This window comes from Leisingera methylohalidivorans DSM 14336 (assembly GCF_000511355.1).
GTDB lineage: Bacteria > Pseudomonadota > Alphaproteobacteria > Rhodobacterales > Rhodobacteraceae > Leisingera > Leisingera methylohalidivorans.
The window spans coordinates 3,578,182-3,595,106 of record NC_023135.1 but is presented as its reverse complement, the minus strand read 5'-3'; the positions used below and the strand labels follow the sequence as shown (position 1 = coordinate 3,595,106).

Below are 16,925 nucleotides of genomic sequence, written 5' to 3'. Positions count from 1 at the left end.
GGCAGGGGTGGAGCGCATTAATAAAGCATAAGCACCACAGGGAGAAGAAATCATGGCAAAGCCAAAGGTTCTGGTGACCCGCCGCTGGCCCGCCGCAGTTGAGGCGCAGCTTTCTGAAGCTTTTGATGCTGTGCTGAACAGGGATGACAAGCCGCTGAGCGAAGCCGAGTTGCGTGACGCGCTGACGTCTTATGACGCGGTGCTGCCGACAGTGACAGACAAGATTTCCGCCAAGTCGTTCGATATCGCCAAGCCCCAGGCGCGTATCCTCGCCAACTATGGTGTGGGCTACTCTCATATCGATATGCCTGGTGCAGCAGGCCACGGCATGACTGTGACCAACACTCCCGATGTCCTCAGCGAATGCACCGCCGACATCGCCATGACGCTGCTCCTGATGGTCGCCCGCCGGGCAGGCGAGGGTGAGCGTGAAGTGCGTGCTGGCAAGTGGACCGGCTGGCGTCCGACCCATCTGGTCGGCACCAAAGTCTCCGGAAAGACGCTGGGCATCGTCGGTTTTGGCCGCATCGGCCAGGAAATGGCCCGTCGCGCGCACCATGGCTTTGGCATGAACATCGTGGTTCAAAACCGCTCCCGCGTGTCGCCGGATATACTGGCCCGCTGCAACGCTACTCAGGCTGACAGCCTAGAAGAGCTGATGCCGCAGTGCGATTTTGTGTCATTGCATTGCCCCGGGGGGGCTGCAAACCGGCATCTTATCAACACCCGGATGCTGAACCTGATGAAGCCGGACGCATTCCTTATTAATACGGCCCGCGGCGAGATAATCGACGAACTGGCTTTGTCCCGGGCCCTGTGGTTCGAAACCATTGGCGGCGCCGGGCTGGACGTATTCGACGGCGAACCGCGCATCAACCCGGACCTGATGGACTGCGACAACCTGGTGATGCTGCCGCATCTGGGCAGCGCCACCCGTGAAGCGCGCGAGGCGATGGGCTTCCGGGTGCTCGACAACCTGACTGATTTCTTTGCAGGGCGCGAACCGCGGGACCGGGTGATGTGATGGGAGATCCGGCCGAAAACACCCCCGAAGGAACTGAAGAAACCGGCTATGCCGCGGAACTCCGTTCTGAGCTGCGCACCCTGTGGTTGGACGTCCTGCGCCAGCGCGCGCCTGAAGTGGCGGAAAGAGCCATCGGCGAACCCGCCTGGGATCTGGCCGATGGCCAGCCCGAAACCGCGTATATGCAGGCCTTCAACATCTGGTTCCAGCTGCTGAAGATCGTCGAGGAAAACGCCGCCATGCGCGACCGCCGCTTGGCTGAAACCCAGGACGGGCCGGAAGTGGTCGAAGGCAGCTTTGCCCGCGCCCTCGATCTGGCCGGCGAGCTGGCTACGCCCGAACGGCTGCAGGAGGTGGCCAGCCAGTTTTCGATCGGCCCGACGCTGACCGCCCATCCGACCGAAGCCAAGCGGGTTACCATCCTGGAAATCCACCGCCGCATCTACCGCGGGCTGGTGTCGCTGGAGGCCAAGCGCTGGACCCCGCGCGAGCGTGCCGATCTGCTGGAGGATCTGCGCTCGGAGATCGATCTGTTGTGGATGACAGGCGAGTTGCGCCGCGAGCGGCCCAGCTTGCAGGACGAAATCCAGTGGGGTCTGCAGTTCTTCCGCGACAGCCTGTACGAGGCAGTGCCGCAGCTGTTTGAACGCTACATTGCCGCTGCCGAACCGCGGCTGGGCGCGACCGCGGACGCACCCTGCGTGAAATTCCACTCCTGGATCGGCGGCGACCGTGACGGCAACCCGAATGTGACCGTTGAGGCCACTGCCGAAGCGCTGACGGCCAACCGCGCGGCGATCCTCAAGCGCTACCAGAAGGCGCTGACCACCGCGGCTGAACGGATTTCCATTTCTGCAGATGTGTTTGCACTGCCGGACAGCGCCTCTGCCCGCCTGGCTGTTATCATTGAAGCGGCTCCCGGCATGGCTGGCCTCGCGGCCCGCAATCCGGGCGAAGTCTTCCGCCAGGCACTGACAGCCATCCTGGCCCGCATCAAGGCTACCGCTGCAGAAGACCCCGGCGCCTATCCGCACCTGGGTGACTTTATCAGCGACCTCACCCGGGTTGAGGAGGCGCTGGAGGAGATCGGCGCCAACCGTCTGGCGGCCCGCTATGTGCGTCCGATCCGCTGGCAGGCCGATGTCTTCGGCTTCCGCACAGTGACGCTGGATATCCGCCAGAATTCCACCGTCACCACCGAGACCCTGACCGAGATCTGGGCGCGCTCCGGTGAGGTGCCGGACTTCGGCAGCGCCGAATGGTCCGCCCGTCTGCGCCGCGAGCTGGGCAGCGCCTCGCTGGCCTATGTGATGCCGGATGAGCTCAGCCCGCAAAGCGGCGAGCTGTTGAAACTTCTGCGGCTGATGCGCGATGCCGGTGCGGGTGAAGACCCGCAGGCGATGGGTCCGTTCATTCTGTCGATGACCCGCTCCACTGATGACCTGCTCGGCGTCTATCTGCTGGCGCGCTATGCCGGCTTCGGGGCGGAGAAGGCGGCACTCAAGGTGGTGCCGCTGTTTGAGACCATCGGCGATTTGCGCGCAGCGCCCGGTATTCTGAATGGTCTGCTGGCTGTGCCCTTTGCCCGCCGCTCGCTGAAATCCGGCGACAACCGGATCGAGGTTATGCTTGGCTATTCCGACAGCAACAAGGATGGCGGATTCCTTTGTTCCACATGGGAGCTGGAGAAGGCGCAGCGCCTGATCACCCGCACCCTGGCGGCGCACCGGATGAAGCCGGTCTTTTTCCACGGCCGCGGCGGCTCGGTCTCCCGCGGCGGCGCCCCTGCCGAACGTGCGATCGCCGCTCAGCCCGCGGGCACCATCGCAGGCCAGATGCGGATCACCGAACAGGGCGAGGTGGTCAGCTCCAAATACGCCAACCGCGGCACCGCGCTGCACCAGCTGGAGCTGATGGCCTCTTCGGTCCTGCGTCATTCGCTGCAGGAAGACACGCCGCCGGTCAATCCGGAGCATGACGACGCCTTCGAGGCCCTCGCAGGCATGTCCCAGGCAGCCTATTCCAACCTGCTGAATGCGCCAGGTTTCCTGGATTACTTCCAGCAGGCCAGCCCGGTGGAAGAGCTGGCCATGCTCAAAATCGGCTCGCGCCCCGCGCGCCGGTTCGGCGCAGGCTCACTGGATGACCTGCGCGCCATCCCCTGGGTTTTTGCCTGGTCGCAGAACCGCCATATGATCACCGGCTGGTACGGCTTCGGCTCGGCGGTGGCCAGCTTCCGCAAGTTCCGCGGCGCGCGCGGTGATGCGGTCCTGCAGGACATGTTCAGAAACTCGCCACTGTTCCGCCTGGTGGTGGATGAGGTCGAAAAGACCCTTCTGCAAAGCGATATGGAGATTGCTGCGGATTACGCCACGCTGGTGCAGGACGCGGAAATCCGCGAGCGGATCTTTGGAACCATCCGTAACGAGTATCAGCTGGCTCGGGAGGCGATCCTGTTCCTCACCCGAGACACCGGTCTCGCCAACCGCTTCCCGCGCCTGCGCGCCCGCTTTGGCCAGGTCGAAACCATGCTGCGCGAAATTCACAAGACACAAGTGCGCCTCCTGCGGGAAGAGCGCGCCGAGAAGCCTTCAACAGTGCCGGTCCCGCTGATGCAGTCGATGAACTGCGTTGCCGCGGGGCTTGGCTGGACAGGATAGACAGGAGCCCCGAATGTCCAAAGATCTCTTTTTCACCCAAGCGCTGTCGGAGCGCGATCCTGAACTTTATGCCTCGATCACAGCCGAGCTGGGCCGCCAGCGCGACGAGATCGAGCTGATTGCCTCCGAGAACATCGTCTCGGCCGCGGTGATGGAAGCGCAAGGCTCGGTGCTGACCAACAAATACGCCGAAGGCTACCCGGGGCGCCGCTACTATGGCGGCTGCCAGTATGTCGATGTCGCCGAAAACCTCGCCATCGACCGCGCCAAGCAGCTGTTCGGCTGCGAATACGCCAACGTGCAGCCGAACTCCGGCAGCCAGGCGAACCAGGGTGTGTTCCAGGCGCTGATCCAGCCCGGCGACACCATTCTGGGCATGGATCTGGCCTCCGGCGGCCACCTGACCCACGGCGCCCGCCCGAACCAGTCGGGCAAGTGGTTCAACGCTGTTCACTACGGTGTGCGCGAAAGCGACAACCTGATCGACTACGACCAGATCCAGGCCCTCGCGACCGAGCACCAGCCCAAATTGATCATCGCCGGCGGTTCCGCCATCCCGCGCCAGATCGACTTTGCCAGATTCCGGGAAATCGCCGACAGCGTCGGCGCCTATTTCATGGTCGACATGGCCCATATCGCGGGTCTGATCGCTGCCGGTGAGCATCCCTCGCCGTTCCCGCACGCGCATGTGGCCACCACCACCACCCACAAGACCCTGCGCGGCCCGCGCGGCGGCATGATCGTGACCAATGACGAGGCGATCGCCAAGAAAGTGAACTCGGCGATCTTCCCCGGCATCCAGGGCGGCCCGCTGATGCATGTGATCGCCGGCAAGGCGGCGGCCTTCGGCGAGGCGCTGAAGCCGGAGTTCAAGGCCTACCAGAAGCAGGTCCGCGCCAACGCAGCCGCGCTGGCGGATCAGCTGATCCAGGGCGGGCTGGACATTGTCACCGGCGGCACCGATACCCACGTCATGCTGGTTGACCTGCGCCCCAAAGGCGTCACCGGCAACATCGCTGACAAGGCGCTGGGGCGGGCCCATATCACCACCAACAAGAACGGCATCCCGTTCGACCCGGAAAAGCCCACCGTGACCTCCGGCCTGCGTCTGGGCACGCCGGCAGGCACCACCCGCGGCTTCGGCGAGGCAGAGTTCCGCCAGATCGCCGATCTGATCATCGAGGTGATCGACGGGCTGGCCGCCAACGGTGAAGACGGCAATGCGGATGTGGAGGCCGCGGTGCGCGCCAAGGTTGCGGATCTCTGCGCCAGGTTCCCGCTGTACCCGAACCTGTAAGCCCTTGCAGGAGTGAAGAAACGAACCGCCGCGCGCCGGAAGGCCGCGGCGGTTTTGCTTTGATGCAGGAGGCGCCCGCACCGTGTGCAGGCGTGGCGCCCCCCCCCCAACGCTTTCAGACTGCCACAGGCAAGTCAGAAAAGGGGCAGGAGCAGCCGGAAGTTGGAGGTGATGGCGCCTGTTTGGCGGAAAATGCCCGGATATCCAGGGAAATGTGGGGATTTGTGGGTTGGCCTTGTATCCCGGAAGGAATTCATGCCTTATGCCTCCAGACGGTTAAATGCGAACAGGCTCATTCTTGTCGGACTCACTTTCTCTCTCTCATCGCGAATTGGAACTGGTGGACGCTTTGCGGCGTTTGGGCGGCTCGGCCCGCAGCGCAGAGCTTGCAAAAATGCTTGATGTGTCCGAGGAAACTGTGCGCCGCACCATCAAGGCGCTGAATAAGGTTGGAGCCGTGCAACGGGTGCATGGCGGAGCTTTTCTGCCGGGGCCGCAAAGCGCCACCAGCTTCGCCCGGCGGATTTCTGAGAATCAGAAGGAAAAAGCACGGATCGCGGCCCGGATCGCTGCACATGCTCGTGATGGCATGGCGCTGTTCCTGGATGTCGGTTCTACCACTGCATTTGTTGCGGAGGAGCTGCGGCAGAAGACCGGGCTGATCGTGGTCACAAATTCTATCGGAGCTGCGCAGGCGCTGGCAAACCACAATGGCAACAGGGTGCATCTGTTAGGTGGTGAATTGCAGAGCAATGAGCGCGGCACATTTGGTTTTGTGGCTGAGCAGCAAGTCCGGCGGTTTGCGCTGGATCTGGCGATACTGTCTGCGGACGCATTTTCTGCCAAACAAGGCGTGCTCTATCACAGTGCGGCCGAGGCCCAGCTGGCTGGGGTGGTTGCCGATTGCGCAGAGCAGGTGGCGGTGGCTGTCGTCCATCCCAAGTTTGCGGAATCAGCGCCGCATTGCGGCCCCGCTCCACGCAAGATCGATGCGCTGTTTACGGACCGCAGACCTGACAAGAAACTCTCTGCAGCGCTGGCAGACTGGGGGGTGAAGGTGGACGTTGCCCAGGGTGGCAACGATGACTGATATCCACCTGGCCTTGCCCGACAGGCAGTCTGAAAAGCAGGGTGCCTGATGGACGACCGCAGGAGATGCCCGCCGTGGGTGCATCAAGGCCGCGATCAAGCAGAATTGGCTGCGGCTGGGGCCGATACAAACCCGCTGCTGGCCGTAAACAGGAACTGACATGGCAATTTTGACTTTTCTCATCAGTCTGGCGGGAGCCACGATGCTGCTGCTTTATGCAGTGCGGATGGTGCGCACCGGAATCGAGCGCAGCTATGGCGCGTCATTCCAGCGGTTGCTGACCGGCCGGCAAAGCCATCTCCAGGCGGGCCTGATGGGGCTGGTGCTGGCGATCGTTCTGCAAAGTTCGGCTGCTGTGGCGCTGCTCACCTCCGGGTTCGCAGCAAGCGGCTATCTGGCCTTTCCCTCCGGGCTGGCCATCGTTCTGGGCGGCGACCTGGGCTCGGCACTGATCATTCAGATCCTTTCCTTCAAGCTCGATTGGCTGGTGCCGGTGTTGCTGGCGGCAGGCGGATATCTGTTCGTCAAGACCGAGGCCAAGAAGGTGCGGCAGCTGGGCAGGATCCTGATGGGGGTCGCCTTCATCCTGATTTCGCTGCGTTTCCTGCGCGAGGCGATGGATCCGATCCGCGACAGCGCCTTTCTGCCGGCAGTTGCAGGCTATCTGGCGCGGGATTACATCACGGCTTTTTTGGTCGGTGGCGCACTGGCCTTTGTGATGCATTCGTCTGTTGCCGCCATCCTGATGTGCGTGACACTGGTGCAGATTGGTGCCATTCCCTTTGCCGCCGGCCTTTCACTGGTATTGGGGGCGAATTTCGGTTCTGCTTTCATTCCGGTCTGGCTGAGCCGCGGGATGGATTTGCGGGCCCGCCGCATCCCTTATGCCAACCTGGCTTTGCGCGGCACCTGGGCGGTGATCTGCCTGTTCGGCGCCAATCTGGCGCTGCGCCAAGGGGGGCTGGGGGATCCGCAAGGCGGTCAGATGCTGGTCAACGCGCATCTGGCCTTCAATGCGTCACTGCTGGTGCTGGCGCTGCCGGTTTGCACGCCGTTGGGCGATGTCTTTGCCCGGCTGTTTCCCGAACCCGCGCAGACAGAGGGAAACCATCCGGGGCGGCCTGTGAGTGCGCTGGAGCAGGGCAGCTATGGCTCGCCTGCTGTGTCTGTTTCTAATCTTAAACGCGAATTGCTGCGGATGTCGGATCAAGTCAATGCCATGTTCCGCCCGATCCTGGAACTGTACCGATCAGGCAGCAAGGAGCAAATCAAGATCGTCCAGTCGATGGACGATGAGGTCAACGCTTGCCTGTCCGGTGTCCGGAAATATGTGGCCGCGATCCCCGAGGACAGATTTGACAAAGAGCAGTTAAAGACGGCCCGCGGCCTGATGGATTATGCCATCCGCCTGGAAACCGCCGGCGATGTGGTGGCGCGCCGTTTAACAGTCCTGGCGGGAGAGTTGAATAAAAGGAATTTGAATTTTTCCAGGGACGGCTGGATGGAGATCACCCGGATGCATGAGGCAATCATGGCCAATATGCAGCTGGCCTCCAATGTGCTGATCTCTGATGATCTGGAGAGCGCGCGGCTGTTGAGCCTGGAAAAAACCGAACTGAAGCGGATGGAGCATGATAGCCGTAAACGCCACCTGAAACGGTTGCAGAATGGCGCCCGGGAAAGCTTTGACACGTCCGACATCCATTTGGAAACGCTGCGTGCCTTACGTGAATTCAACAGTCACATTGCAGCTGTGGCCTATCCGGTTCTGTACCAGAATGGCCAGCTGCTGGAGACCCGGCTGATCAATGAAATGCTGCCGGAAGACGCAGACTGAGACTGGAAACAGCCGCCCGCCTAAAGACTTGCCGAGAATATGCCCCCTATTATCATCGCTATCATTCTGTCGGCTGCGGTATTGCATGCTGTGTGGAATGGTATTGTGAAAACGGCTGCGGACCGTACCACCACACTAGGGCTGGTCGCCTTTGGCCAGGTGATCCCCAGCGCCGTAATGATCACTGTCCTGCCGCTGCCTTCTGCAGAAAGCTTCGTTTATATCCTGCTCTCCACGGTGGTTCATTTCGGGTATTACTACATGCTTGGCCGCGCCTATCAGCACGGTGACCTTAGCGTCGTGTACCCGATTGCAAGGGGCATCGTGCCGCCGCTTGTCGGCATCTGGGCGATGATCTTCGCCGGTGAGCTGCTGCCGTTGCAGGCCTGGGGGGGGATTGCGGTGATTGCCCTTGGAATCCAGCTCAGCAGCTGGAAGGCGCTGCGCTCAGGTGTTGGGCGAGCGGCCCTCGGCTTTGCCGCAGGGACCGGAATTTGCATTTCGGTGTATTCAGTGACCGATGGTATCGGCGTGCGTTTGTCCGGCAACACACTCAGCTACTGGGCCTGGGGGGGCTTTCTGCACATCTTTATCGCTGGCTTCATAGCTGTGCGTAAGCGCCGAACCCTGGCGGCTTTGCCCAAGCGGGTTTGGGTGCTGGGAATTGCCGGAGGGCTGGTATCGATGACGGCTTACGGGCTGGTGCTTTATGCCAAGAACTTTGCCCCTCTGGGGGCCGTTTCCGCGTTGCGCGAAACTTCGGTGATCTTTGCTGCGCTGATCGGATTTGTCTTTCTCAAGGAAGGATACTGGATGCGGCGGCTCGGTTCAGCGGTCTTGATGGCCGCCGGTGTGGCCCTGATCGGGACGGCTGTTTAGATCCTTGGCGTCTTGATCTGCCGGCATTCAATGGATTTGGGTTGAGACTTCAGGCCCTGGCCCTGAGCAGTTGCTCAATGGGGGGAGTGTCTCTCAAAATTGATGCCAAAGTGTGCAGTAGAACTGCCTTTTTAACAGGCTTGGCCAGGAAGTGATCCATGCCTGCATCCAGACAGGCCTGCCGGTCGCTGGAAAAAGCGTTGGCCGTCAGGGCAATGATTGTTGGCTGGGGAATGGGCAGGCTGCGGATCTGCCGTGTAGCCGCAATGCCGTCCAGCTCGGGCATCGACATGTCCATCAGGATGATGTCCGGCAGCAGTTCCTTGAACATTTTCACTGCCGCACGGCCATTGCCGGCTTCAGCCAGCTCAACCGGCTGTCCGCGCAGGAATTTGCGGACCAGCAGCCTGTTGGTTTGGTTGTCCTCAGCTAGCAGAACCTTGCAAGGCCTGATCTGTGGCGCGGTGTCCAGAGAAAAGCCCGAGGCCGGGATTGCCGCCTGTTTGGCTGGCGCCATTTGCAGCTCCAGCCGGAAACATGAGCCCTGGCCGGGATCCGATTTGACGGAAATACTGCCGCCCATCCGCTTGGCCAGCATGCTGGAAATAGTAAGCCCCAGACCGGTGCCGCCAAATGCCTTTGTGGTCGCCGCGTCTGCCTGGGTGAAGCGGTCGAAAATATGGCGCGCTTGAGCCTCGGATATTCCGATCCCGCTGTCCTCAACTTCGGCAACAAGGCAACAAGGGTTGCCGCCGGCGTGTGAAACGCGGACGTCAATCCTGCCTTGCGGTGTGAATTTGACAGCGTTGCCGATCAGGTTGACCAGAATCTGCCGCAATCGCCCGTTATCGCCATGCAGCCGCTCCGGTAGCCCGTCCGCGTAAGAGACCTGCAGCGACAAACCTTTTTCCAGCGCTTTCGGACGGAAAAGCCCCGCTGCACCGCCAATGCAGTCACGCAGATCAAAGTCCTCTTCGGCTATGGAGAATTTCCCCGCTTCCAGCCGTGAAAGGTCGAGGATGTCATTGATGATTTTCAGCAGTGCTTGGGCCGAACTGCGGATGGTTTCCACATTCTGCTGTTCATCCGGCGACAGCTCGGCCTCTGCCAGCAGCTCGGCCATGCCGATGATGCCGTTCATCGGCGTGCGGATTTCGTGGCTCATGTTCGCCAGGAACTCTGATTTGGCCCGATCGGCCTGTTCCGCGGCTACTTTGGCCTCGGCCAGTTCCCGTTCCCGCAATTTGCTGTGGGTAATGTCGCGTTCAATGCCGATAATCAGGTCAACTGTGCCATCCTCGCCGGTCACCGGGACGATATTGGTGTCGAACCAGGCGACTTCTCCCGATTTGGTGTAGGTGAGCACCTCGTTGTGATAGGGGATGCCAAGGTCCTTGTGGCGGTCTATTTCCCGGATCACGCCGGGATCGGTGTCAGGGCCATTCAGCAGTTCTGCAGGTGTCCGGCCAATCGCTTCGCTGGCGGTATAGCCTGTGACGCGGGTAAAGGCCTCGTTGACCCAAAGGATCTGCCGCTCTGCATCGGTCAGGATAATACTGTCGGAGGTGTGTTTTGCGACCAGCGACAGACGGTGCAGCTCCGCCTGTTGTTTTTGCAGTGCGGCATGGGCGTCCTCCAATGCGCGTTTGCCGTGATTCAGTTCGCTGTTCCGCTCGGACAGCGTCTGGTTCGCGCGGATCAGTTCTTCGCGCAGATGGACATCCTCCGACACATTCCAGTTGACGCCGATCAACCAGTCGCGGCCTTGCGCATCTGTAAAAGGGCTGGCCATTGCGCGGATATGCTTGAAGGTGCCATCTTCCATAACAATCCGGAAATCGGAGGCGTAATGTGCCTTGTCCCGTTCTGCTGACTGCTGCGCTTCCGCCACCCGGTCCCGGTCGCCGGGATGCAGCATGGCCATCCACTTTGTCCCCTCCGGCGGCCCCTGATCCACGGGCACGCCGTAAAGCTCATGCATGCGGCTGTCCCAGCTCACCTTCTGGTTCTTCGAATCCCATTCCCAAATGCCAACACGGGATGTCTTTACCGCAACTTCCAACCGCCGGGAGACTGCCTCCAGTTCGGCTTCCCTGCGCCGCAGCTGGCCGATCACGGTTCGCCGCGCGGCAGACAGCCTGCCGGCCAGAAACGTTGGGAAAACGATCAGTGCCGCCGCCGCCATCAGCGCCAGCCTCAGCTTCCACAGGTTGCCGGGAACGCATTGCCAGCCGTCTCGGGGGCGGGCGGCCAATTTCCATGAACCAACTGGCAGGTTAATGTCCAGCAGCACAGGATCTCCGCTCAGCATGTCCGGCACGCCAAAGAACTGGCGGCCGGAAGGGCCCGTCCCGTCTTGACCTGTCAGCGCTATTTCCAGACCGCTTTTGTTGCCATTGATACCGGTCTCTGCATAAAGGGTGCCGGTTGCGACCACAGCCGAGAGAATGCCCCAGAATTGCCGGTCAGTCCCTGACCCGCTGAAAATAGGCAGCCGGTAGATGAACCCGGAGCCGCCCTGTAACAGGTTTACCGGCCCGGCCAGCACCATGTCACCGCTATCGCGCACCCGGTACGCCGCCGCGCGCTGGGCGGCATTCTGGTTGTAGTCCAGTCCGATGGCGGTTTCGTTCCCCTTTAGCGGGTGTACCAGAGAGACCACTAAGCCGGGAGCCGCTGCGATGTGCCTGATGGCGGTCTGTCCCTCAAGCACCTGTGCAGCCATCCGGCTGAACTGCGCCTGTTCCATGTCCGGTTGGGTGGCCAGCATCGCGGCCAGCCCGCGCAGCCGCTGATAGTCGCCATTGACTTGACCTTCCAGACGGGACTTGATCATCCCTGCCTGTTGCTGGACCCTGGCACGTTCAGACTGATGGTGAATTGTGGCGTTTTGCTTTTCAGCATAAAACCCTGCGGCACAGACTACCGCCAAGGCAAGCAGTGCGGGCAAGTAGGTCCGGTTGCTGAGAGCGCGCAGCCAGCGAGCAGAAAGTTCAGACACGGTCATCTTGCCACCTTTGCATTTGCGCGAAGCACTGCGGGCATCCGTGTCCAGAATGTATGCCAAGTGTTCGTTTTAAACCCAATGTCGTCATAAAGTCTGAAAATTTGGTTTTCACAACACCGGGGCTGTTTGAGCGGTGCTGCGGCCGCCTCCGCGGCGGCCGCAGCGGGCTGGTGCAAAACGGGTTCAGCGGCGCGGCTGTTGTCGTTGACTCGATGTGCCCCGCTCCAGTCAGGATCAGAAGTCCTGCCATTTTGCCAAAGCGGCTGAACCATCTGCAGCCGGAATGGCGGAAAGCGTCTCTGATGGAACATCCCAGCCCGAGCCGTGGACGGATGCCTGAATTGGCTCCGGCACCTGGCGGGGCGGAGGCGTCTCCATTCCGACATTGAAAATGTCCACCAGCCCGGCCAGCTTCGAAGCATCGCCGTTCAGAAGCTGGCCTGCTGCCGTCATTTGCTCCACCATCGCGGCGTTCTGCTGGGTCACCTGGTCCAGTTGCATAACGCCAGTATTGATTTCACCGATGCCAGTGGATTGCTCTGCTGCGCCCTCGGCAATTCCCGAGACAAGCCTCGAGATATGGGTGACCTGAGAGACAATGCTGTTCAGCGCCTCGCCGGCTTTGCCGACCAGATCCACCCCCTTTGCCACTTGGTCACCGGAATCGGAGATCAGCGTCTTGATTTCCATCGCCGCATCCGAAGACCGTTGTGCCAGTGCCCTCACCTCGGAGGCTACAACAGCAAAGCCGCGTCCGGCATCGCCGGCGCGCGCCGCCTCGACGCCTGCATTCAGCGCCAGCAGATTTGTCTGAAAGGCGATATCGTCGATCACCCCGATAATCTGCGAAATATGGGAGGCGGATGCTTCTATTCCGTTCATGGCAGAAACCGCGTTTCGCACCACCTCGCCGCTGGCTTCGGCTTCGTCGCGGGCCTCGTTCATGGCGGTTTCCACCTGGCGTGCGCCATCGGCAGCAGCCTTGACGCTGGCGGTCATCTGGTCCAGCGCAGCAGCGGTCTGCTCCAGCGTGGCGGCCTGGCTTTCGGTGCGCTGCGACAGATCATCCGAGGCCTGACTGATTTCCGAAGTGCCGTTGCGGATGCTGGTGGTGGCTTCCACCACTTCGCGCACCGTATTGTTCAATGTGTCGGCCGTTTGGTTGAAGTCCATGCGCAGGCCCTCATACGCTTCGGGAAAGGGTTCCGTAATAGGGTTCGAAAAATCCCCGTTGGCCAGATGCTTCAGGCCATTGCGCAATTCACCAACCACGAGATCCTGCTGGCGTTGCAGTTCAGCCCGTTCCTTTTCCGCCGTCTGAGCATTTTGCAAGTCAGTTTTGAACCCTTCGAGGATGCCGGCTATATTGCCGAATTCATCGCCGGTGCCATGGCCTGAGACCGGATGGTTGTAATCCTTGGCTGCGATATGCTCGACACTGTCGGACAGGGCCGAAACCTTGCGTGCAATGCTGCGGGCTGCCACCCAGGACAGCAATGCCACAGCCAGCGCCACGCCAACTGCCTGCAGCATGGCGGCGTTTGACAGGCTGTTCTGGGCCGCCAGCGCCTCGGCGCTGTCAACTTCCAGGACAATGCCCCAGGTCCGGTCTTCGAGGGCGACGCCGGCGGCCATGGCCTCGACCGGTTGGCCCGCCAGGCCCGGAGTGCCCGAAAAGCTGCTTTGCCCGCCGCCAAGTGCCGCTGCAATCTGCGTCAACTCAGGCAGACGAGACAGTGCCTGATGCCCTCCGCCGCGGTTTGAAGCAGTCAACGCCACTCCATCGCCGCGCACCAGGTAGGCCTGGCCGGTTTCCCCCAGCAGACTGGAGTGGGACAATAGTTTGGAGATGTCTTCGACCGGGACGCGCAGAACCAGCGCGCCCATCATTGCGCCTTTCTTCAGGATCGGAGCAGATATGAACATTGCCGGTCGGCCGCCATCGGCCTCAAAGGATGCCATTTCCGATAGGAACACCTGGCCGCGCTCCAGTTCCAGCGCGGCGCGGAATGCTACGCCCAGCCCGCTGTCCTGATACGGCCCATCCAGGTAGTTCAGTGCAAAGTCGTCGTTCTTTTGCACCGCATAGACCATGTTGCCCTGCACATCCAAAAGGTAAGCATCCATAAACCCCTGTTCTTCCAGGAAGGTGACAAATCCAGTGTGATTCATCTTGTGGCGGATCGACCAGGCGGATTTGTCTTTGGCATCGAGCAGTTTGTAGCGTTCGCCTGCAGGGTTGGGGTTGCCGTCCGCATAAGCGGCGCGAAGATGCCCGCTGGGGTCGTCACCCAAAGAATAGAAACCATTGGAAAAATCCCGCAATGCCGTTTCAACCGCCTTACTGGCAACCAATGTCCGGGTCTGCGATCGCAGGTCGGCCACCCAGTTCTCCAATGCCTCCTTGCGCTCTTCGAGCAGTGTTGCATACGCGGCTTCCCGGTTCGCCTTCAGTGCTTGTCCGGCGTCCCAGGCAAAGAAAAAGCCAGAGGCAAGGGTTAGAAAAATCGTCGGGGCGGCGATAGACAGCGGGAGCTTGCGGCCCAATGGCATATTCGCCCAGAATTTAAACAGTCGAGTCATTGCAGCGTAGTTCCCATCAAGGTTTGTGTCTGCCGGCAGCTTGGGAGCAGCCGTGAACGGGCCGGCTGGTTAGCGCCTGATGGCAAAACACTTGATGGGATTCATTTCAGCAGTGTTAAATTATGTGCGAATGCCTCTGATCTGCTGCGTTTGGCAGGTCAGATACAGCGAAAAAGGCACATACATTTTTATTTGTGGACCTGCGAGCGTATCGCGAATCGCCCGTTTGCCACTTAGCCATGCGGCTCTTCAGCCGGGTTTTGGGAAAACAGCGAATCCCTTGTGCCAGCTGCAGTAGCCGCCGCACAGGGCAAGCTGTGCCCAAGGGCGGCCTTAAAGGCCGGCTGGCAGGCAGATGGTGCGGATGTTCCTGTATTCACGGTCATCTTGCGTGTCTACAGCGGCCGTCTTACGGGGACAGTCCGCCAAAGGCTCGGCGCTTGCCACTCAGTATCTTGAAATCATTTAGTTTTTTGGAAGATGGTGCTGCTGGAGAGAATTGAACTCTCGACCTCTCCCTTACCAAGGGAGTGCTCTACCTCTGAGCTACAGCAGCGCCGGTGAGGGGGCTTTTAGGCATAAACGCTGAGGGGCGCAAGAGCATTCTGGACGGTTTTTTCGCACTAAGTTACAGAAGTCTTATGGCAGAGAAGAAAACACCGAAAAACGACAGGTCAGCGGTATCGCGCGAAGACCGGCTGAAGGCTGCGCTCAAGGCAAATATGGCCCGGCGCAAGGCTCAGGCCAAAGCGCGGGCGGAAAAGCCGGACCAGGATACGGGCAAAAATGGAGAGTAAGGGCAGATGGATTCGATTCTGGTAACTGGTAACGGCCCGCTGAACGGGCAGATTCCTATCGCAGGGGCCAAAAACGCCTGCCTCACCCTGATGCCCGCGACGCTCCTGAGCGAAGAACCGCTGACGCTGACCAACGCGCCGCGGCTGAGCGATATCAAGACGATGACGCTGCTCTTGCAGTCGCTGGGTGCCGAAGTGTCCAGCCTGCAGGACGGTCAGGTGCTGGCGATGTCGAGCCATGACCTGACCAGCCATGTCGCGGATTACGATATCGTGCGGAAAATGCGCGCCTCCAACCTGGTGCTGGGTCCGATGCTGGCGCGGCTGGGGCAGGCGGTGGTGTCGCTGCCTGGCGGCTGTGCGATCGGCGCCCGGCCGATGGATCTGCACATTCAGGGGCTTGAGGCGCTGGGCGCTGAGATCGAACTGAAAGATGGCTATCTGCACGCCAAGGCGCCTAAGGGCCTCAAGGGGGCAGAGATCGCTCTGGCCTTCGCCTCGGTCGGGGCGACTGAAAACGTCATGATGGCGGCAACCCTGGCCAAAGGCACCACGGTCATCAAAAACGCTGCACGCGAACCGGAGATCGTCGATCTCGCAGATTGCCTGCGCAAAATGGGCGCGCAAATCGAGGGTGACGGCACACCGGAGATCACCATTCAAGGTGTTGACCGCCTGCATGGCGCGACACATCAGGTGGTGACTGACCGGATCGAACTAGGCACCTACATGCTGGCCCCGGCCATTTGCGGCGGTGAAGTGGAACTGCTGGGCGGCCGCATCGCCCTGGTGGGAGCTTTCTGTGAGAAGCTGGAGGCAGCAGGCATTCAGGTGACGGAGACGGACAAGGGGCTTATGGTCAGCCGCAAGAACGGCCGCGTCCGGGCGGTGGATGTTGTGACCGAGCCATTCCCGGGCTTTCCGACCGACTTGCAGGCGCAGATGATGGCGCTGATGTGTACCGCTGAAGGCACCTCCGTGCTGGAAGAAAAGATCTTTGAAAACCGGTTTATGCATGCTCCGGAACTCACCCGCATGGGCGCGCAGATCGAAGTGCACGGCGGACATGCAACCGTGACGGGCGTTGAAAAGCTGAAAGGCGCTCCGGTGATGGCAACCGACCTGCGCGCCTCGGTCTCGCTGATTCTCGCCGGTCTGGCGGCGGAAGGTGAAACCAAGGTGAGCCGGGTCTACCATTTGGACCGAGGCTATGAGCACGTAGTGCGCAAACTTTCCGGGGTCGGTGCCAAAATCGAACGGATCAGGGAAGAGTGATGGCGGATGCAAGTTTTGAAGACGGCCGCGAGGCGCCGCTGAACCTGGGCGCGCTGGAGACCGAAGATCTTAAAATTCTGTCCTCGTTGCTGCAGGATGCGGTCTTTCCGGTAACTGAAATGAGCTGGCGCGCGGCTGAGCGCCGTTTCGCGTTGCTGGTGAACCGGTTTCGCTGGGAAGACCGCGATGCTGCGGAACGGCGCGGCCGGCCTTTTGAGCGTGTGCAGTCGCTGCTGGTGGTGGACAATGTGCTGGCTGTCGCATCGCAGGGCGTGGACCGCAAGGATAAGGACCTGGTTCTGTCGCTGCTCGCCCTTGATTTCGAGCCAGGTGAGGACGGTGCCGGCCACGTGCTGCTCACCCTGGCTGGCGACGGCGCCCTGCGCCTGGCGGTCGAGGCGCTGGAGGTGTCCCTGCGGGATGTCACCAGGCCTTACCGTGCGCCGTCGGGTCACGCGCCGGATCATGGCGTTTGA

11 protein-coding genes and 1 tRNA gene are annotated in these 16,925 nt (G+C 61.0%); 9 read left to right on the top strand and 3 right to left on the bottom strand.

From position 1 onward, the window contains the following. Positions 1–52 precede the first annotated feature (52 nt). The 6 genes from METH_RS17515 (at position 53) to METH_RS17490 (ending at position 8,787) form a co-directional block, all read left to right on the top strand. Positions 53–1,024 (top strand): 2-hydroxyacid dehydrogenase, encoded by a 972-nt coding sequence (locus METH_RS17515; protein WP_024091808.1) that lies wholly within the window; start codon positions 53–55, stop codon positions 1,022–1,024. Continuing rightward, a complete protein-coding gene (locus tag METH_RS17510; protein WP_024091807.1) occupies positions 1,024–3,684 on the top strand; it encodes a phosphoenolpyruvate carboxylase in 2,661 nt (886 codons plus the stop codon). Before METH_RS17515 ends, METH_RS17510 begins: the two co-directional genes overlap by 1 nt. 13 nt (positions 3,685–3,697) lie before the next feature. Next, positions 3,698–4,981 carry a serine hydroxymethyltransferase gene (glyA, locus tag METH_RS17505; RefSeq protein WP_024091806.1) on the top strand — a complete coding sequence of 428 codons (1,284 nt, stop codon included), beginning with the start codon at positions 3,698–3,700 and terminating at the stop codon, positions 4,979–4,981. A 280-nt stretch (positions 4,982–5,261) separates the two neighbouring features. After that, positions 5,262–6,071 (top strand): DeoR/GlpR family DNA-binding transcription regulator, encoded by an 810-nt coding sequence (locus METH_RS17500; protein WP_044008489.1) that lies wholly within the window; start codon positions 5,262–5,264, stop codon positions 6,069–6,071. 160 nt (positions 6,072–6,231) lie between these two features. Beyond that, positions 6,232–7,908, top strand: coding sequence for a Na/Pi cotransporter family protein (locus METH_RS17495; RefSeq protein ID WP_024091804.1), 1,677 nt, complete (start codon positions 6,232–6,234; stop codon positions 7,906–7,908). A 39-nt stretch (positions 7,909–7,947) separates the two neighbouring features. Continuing rightward, on the top strand, positions 7,948–8,787 hold the full coding sequence (locus METH_RS17490) for a DMT family transporter (RefSeq protein ID WP_024091803.1): 840 nt from the start codon (positions 7,948–7,950) through the stop codon (positions 8,785–8,787). 49 nt (positions 8,788–8,836) lie between these two features. Here METH_RS17490 and METH_RS17485 read toward each other — a convergent pair whose 3' ends face one another. From METH_RS17485 to METH_RS17475, 3 genes are all read right to left on the bottom strand, one after another. Then, positions 8,837–11,623, bottom strand: a complete 2,787-nt coding sequence (locus tag METH_RS17485) for an ATP-binding protein (RefSeq protein ID WP_245602919.1) — start codon at positions 11,621–11,623, stop codon at positions 8,837–8,839. 405 nt (positions 11,624–12,028) lie between these two features. After that, complete coding sequence (locus tag METH_RS17480; RefSeq protein WP_084013835.1) at positions 12,029–14,377, bottom strand: methyl-accepting chemotaxis protein; 2,349 nt, start codon at positions 14,375–14,377, stop codon at positions 12,029–12,031. A gap of 481 nt (positions 14,378–14,858) precedes the next feature. Continuing rightward, positions 14,859–14,933: transfer RNA gene (locus METH_RS17475), tRNA-Thr, on the bottom strand. An 85-nt stretch (positions 14,934–15,018) separates the two neighbouring features. Between METH_RS17475 and METH_RS24390 the strand changes: the two genes are divergently transcribed. Genes METH_RS24390 through METH_RS17465 form a run of 3 tightly spaced genes read left to right on the top strand, consistent with a single transcriptional unit; the run spans position 15,019 to position 16,925 of the window. After that, entirely contained in the window at positions 15,019–15,174 is a 156-nt protein-coding gene (locus tag METH_RS24390; RefSeq protein WP_024091800.1) for a hypothetical protein, read from the top strand. Between the two features lie 6 nt (positions 15,175–15,180). Further along, positions 15,181–16,449, top strand: a complete 1,269-nt coding sequence (gene murA / locus METH_RS17470; RefSeq protein ID WP_024091799.1) for a UDP-N-acetylglucosamine 1-carboxyvinyltransferase — start codon at positions 15,181–15,183, stop codon at positions 16,447–16,449. Further along, complete coding sequence (locus tag METH_RS17465) at positions 16,449–16,925, top strand: DUF2948 family protein (protein WP_024091798.1); 477 nt, start codon at positions 16,449–16,451, stop codon at positions 16,923–16,925. Before murA ends, METH_RS17465 begins: the two co-directional genes overlap by 1 nt.

Excerpts from the sequence above, each read along its gene's own strand:
- METH_RS17495 (WP_024091804.1), top strand. The coding sequence starts at position 6,232 with ATGGCAATTTTGACTTTTCTCATCAGTCTGGCGGGAGCCACGATGCTG.
- glyA (WP_024091806.1), top strand. The coding sequence starts at position 3,698 with ATGTCCAAAGATCTCTTTTTCACCCAAGCGCTGTCGGAGCGCGATCCT.
- METH_RS17515 (WP_024091808.1), top strand. The coding sequence starts at position 53 with ATGGCAAAGCCAAAGGTTCTGGTGACCCGCCGCTGGCCCGCCGCAGTT.
- murA (WP_024091799.1), top strand. The coding sequence starts at position 15,181 with ATGGATTCGATTCTGGTAACTGGTAACGGCCCGCTGAACGGGCAGATT.
- METH_RS17480 (WP_084013835.1), bottom strand. The coding sequence starts at position 14,377 with ATGACTCGACTGTTTAAATTCTGGGCGAATATGCCATTGGGCCGCAAG.
- METH_RS17485 (WP_245602919.1), bottom strand. The coding sequence starts at position 11,623 with ATGATCAAGTCCCGTCTGGAAGGTCAAGTCAATGGCGACTATCAGCGG.
- METH_RS17510 (WP_024091807.1), top strand. The coding sequence starts at position 1,024 with ATGGGAGATCCGGCCGAAAACACCCCCGAAGGAACTGAAGAAACCGGC.
- METH_RS17465 (WP_024091798.1), top strand. The coding sequence starts at position 16,449 with ATGGCGGATGCAAGTTTTGAAGACGGCCGCGAGGCGCCGCTGAACCTG.
- METH_RS17490 (WP_024091803.1), top strand. The coding sequence starts at position 7,948 with ATGCCCCCTATTATCATCGCTATCATTCTGTCGGCTGCGGTATTGCAT.
- METH_RS17500 (WP_044008489.1), top strand. The coding sequence starts at position 5,262 with ATGCGAACAGGCTCATTCTTGTCGGACTCACTTTCTCTCTCTCATCGC.
- METH_RS24390 (WP_024091800.1), top strand. The coding sequence starts at position 15,019 with ATGGCAGAGAAGAAAACACCGAAAAACGACAGGTCAGCGGTATCGCGC.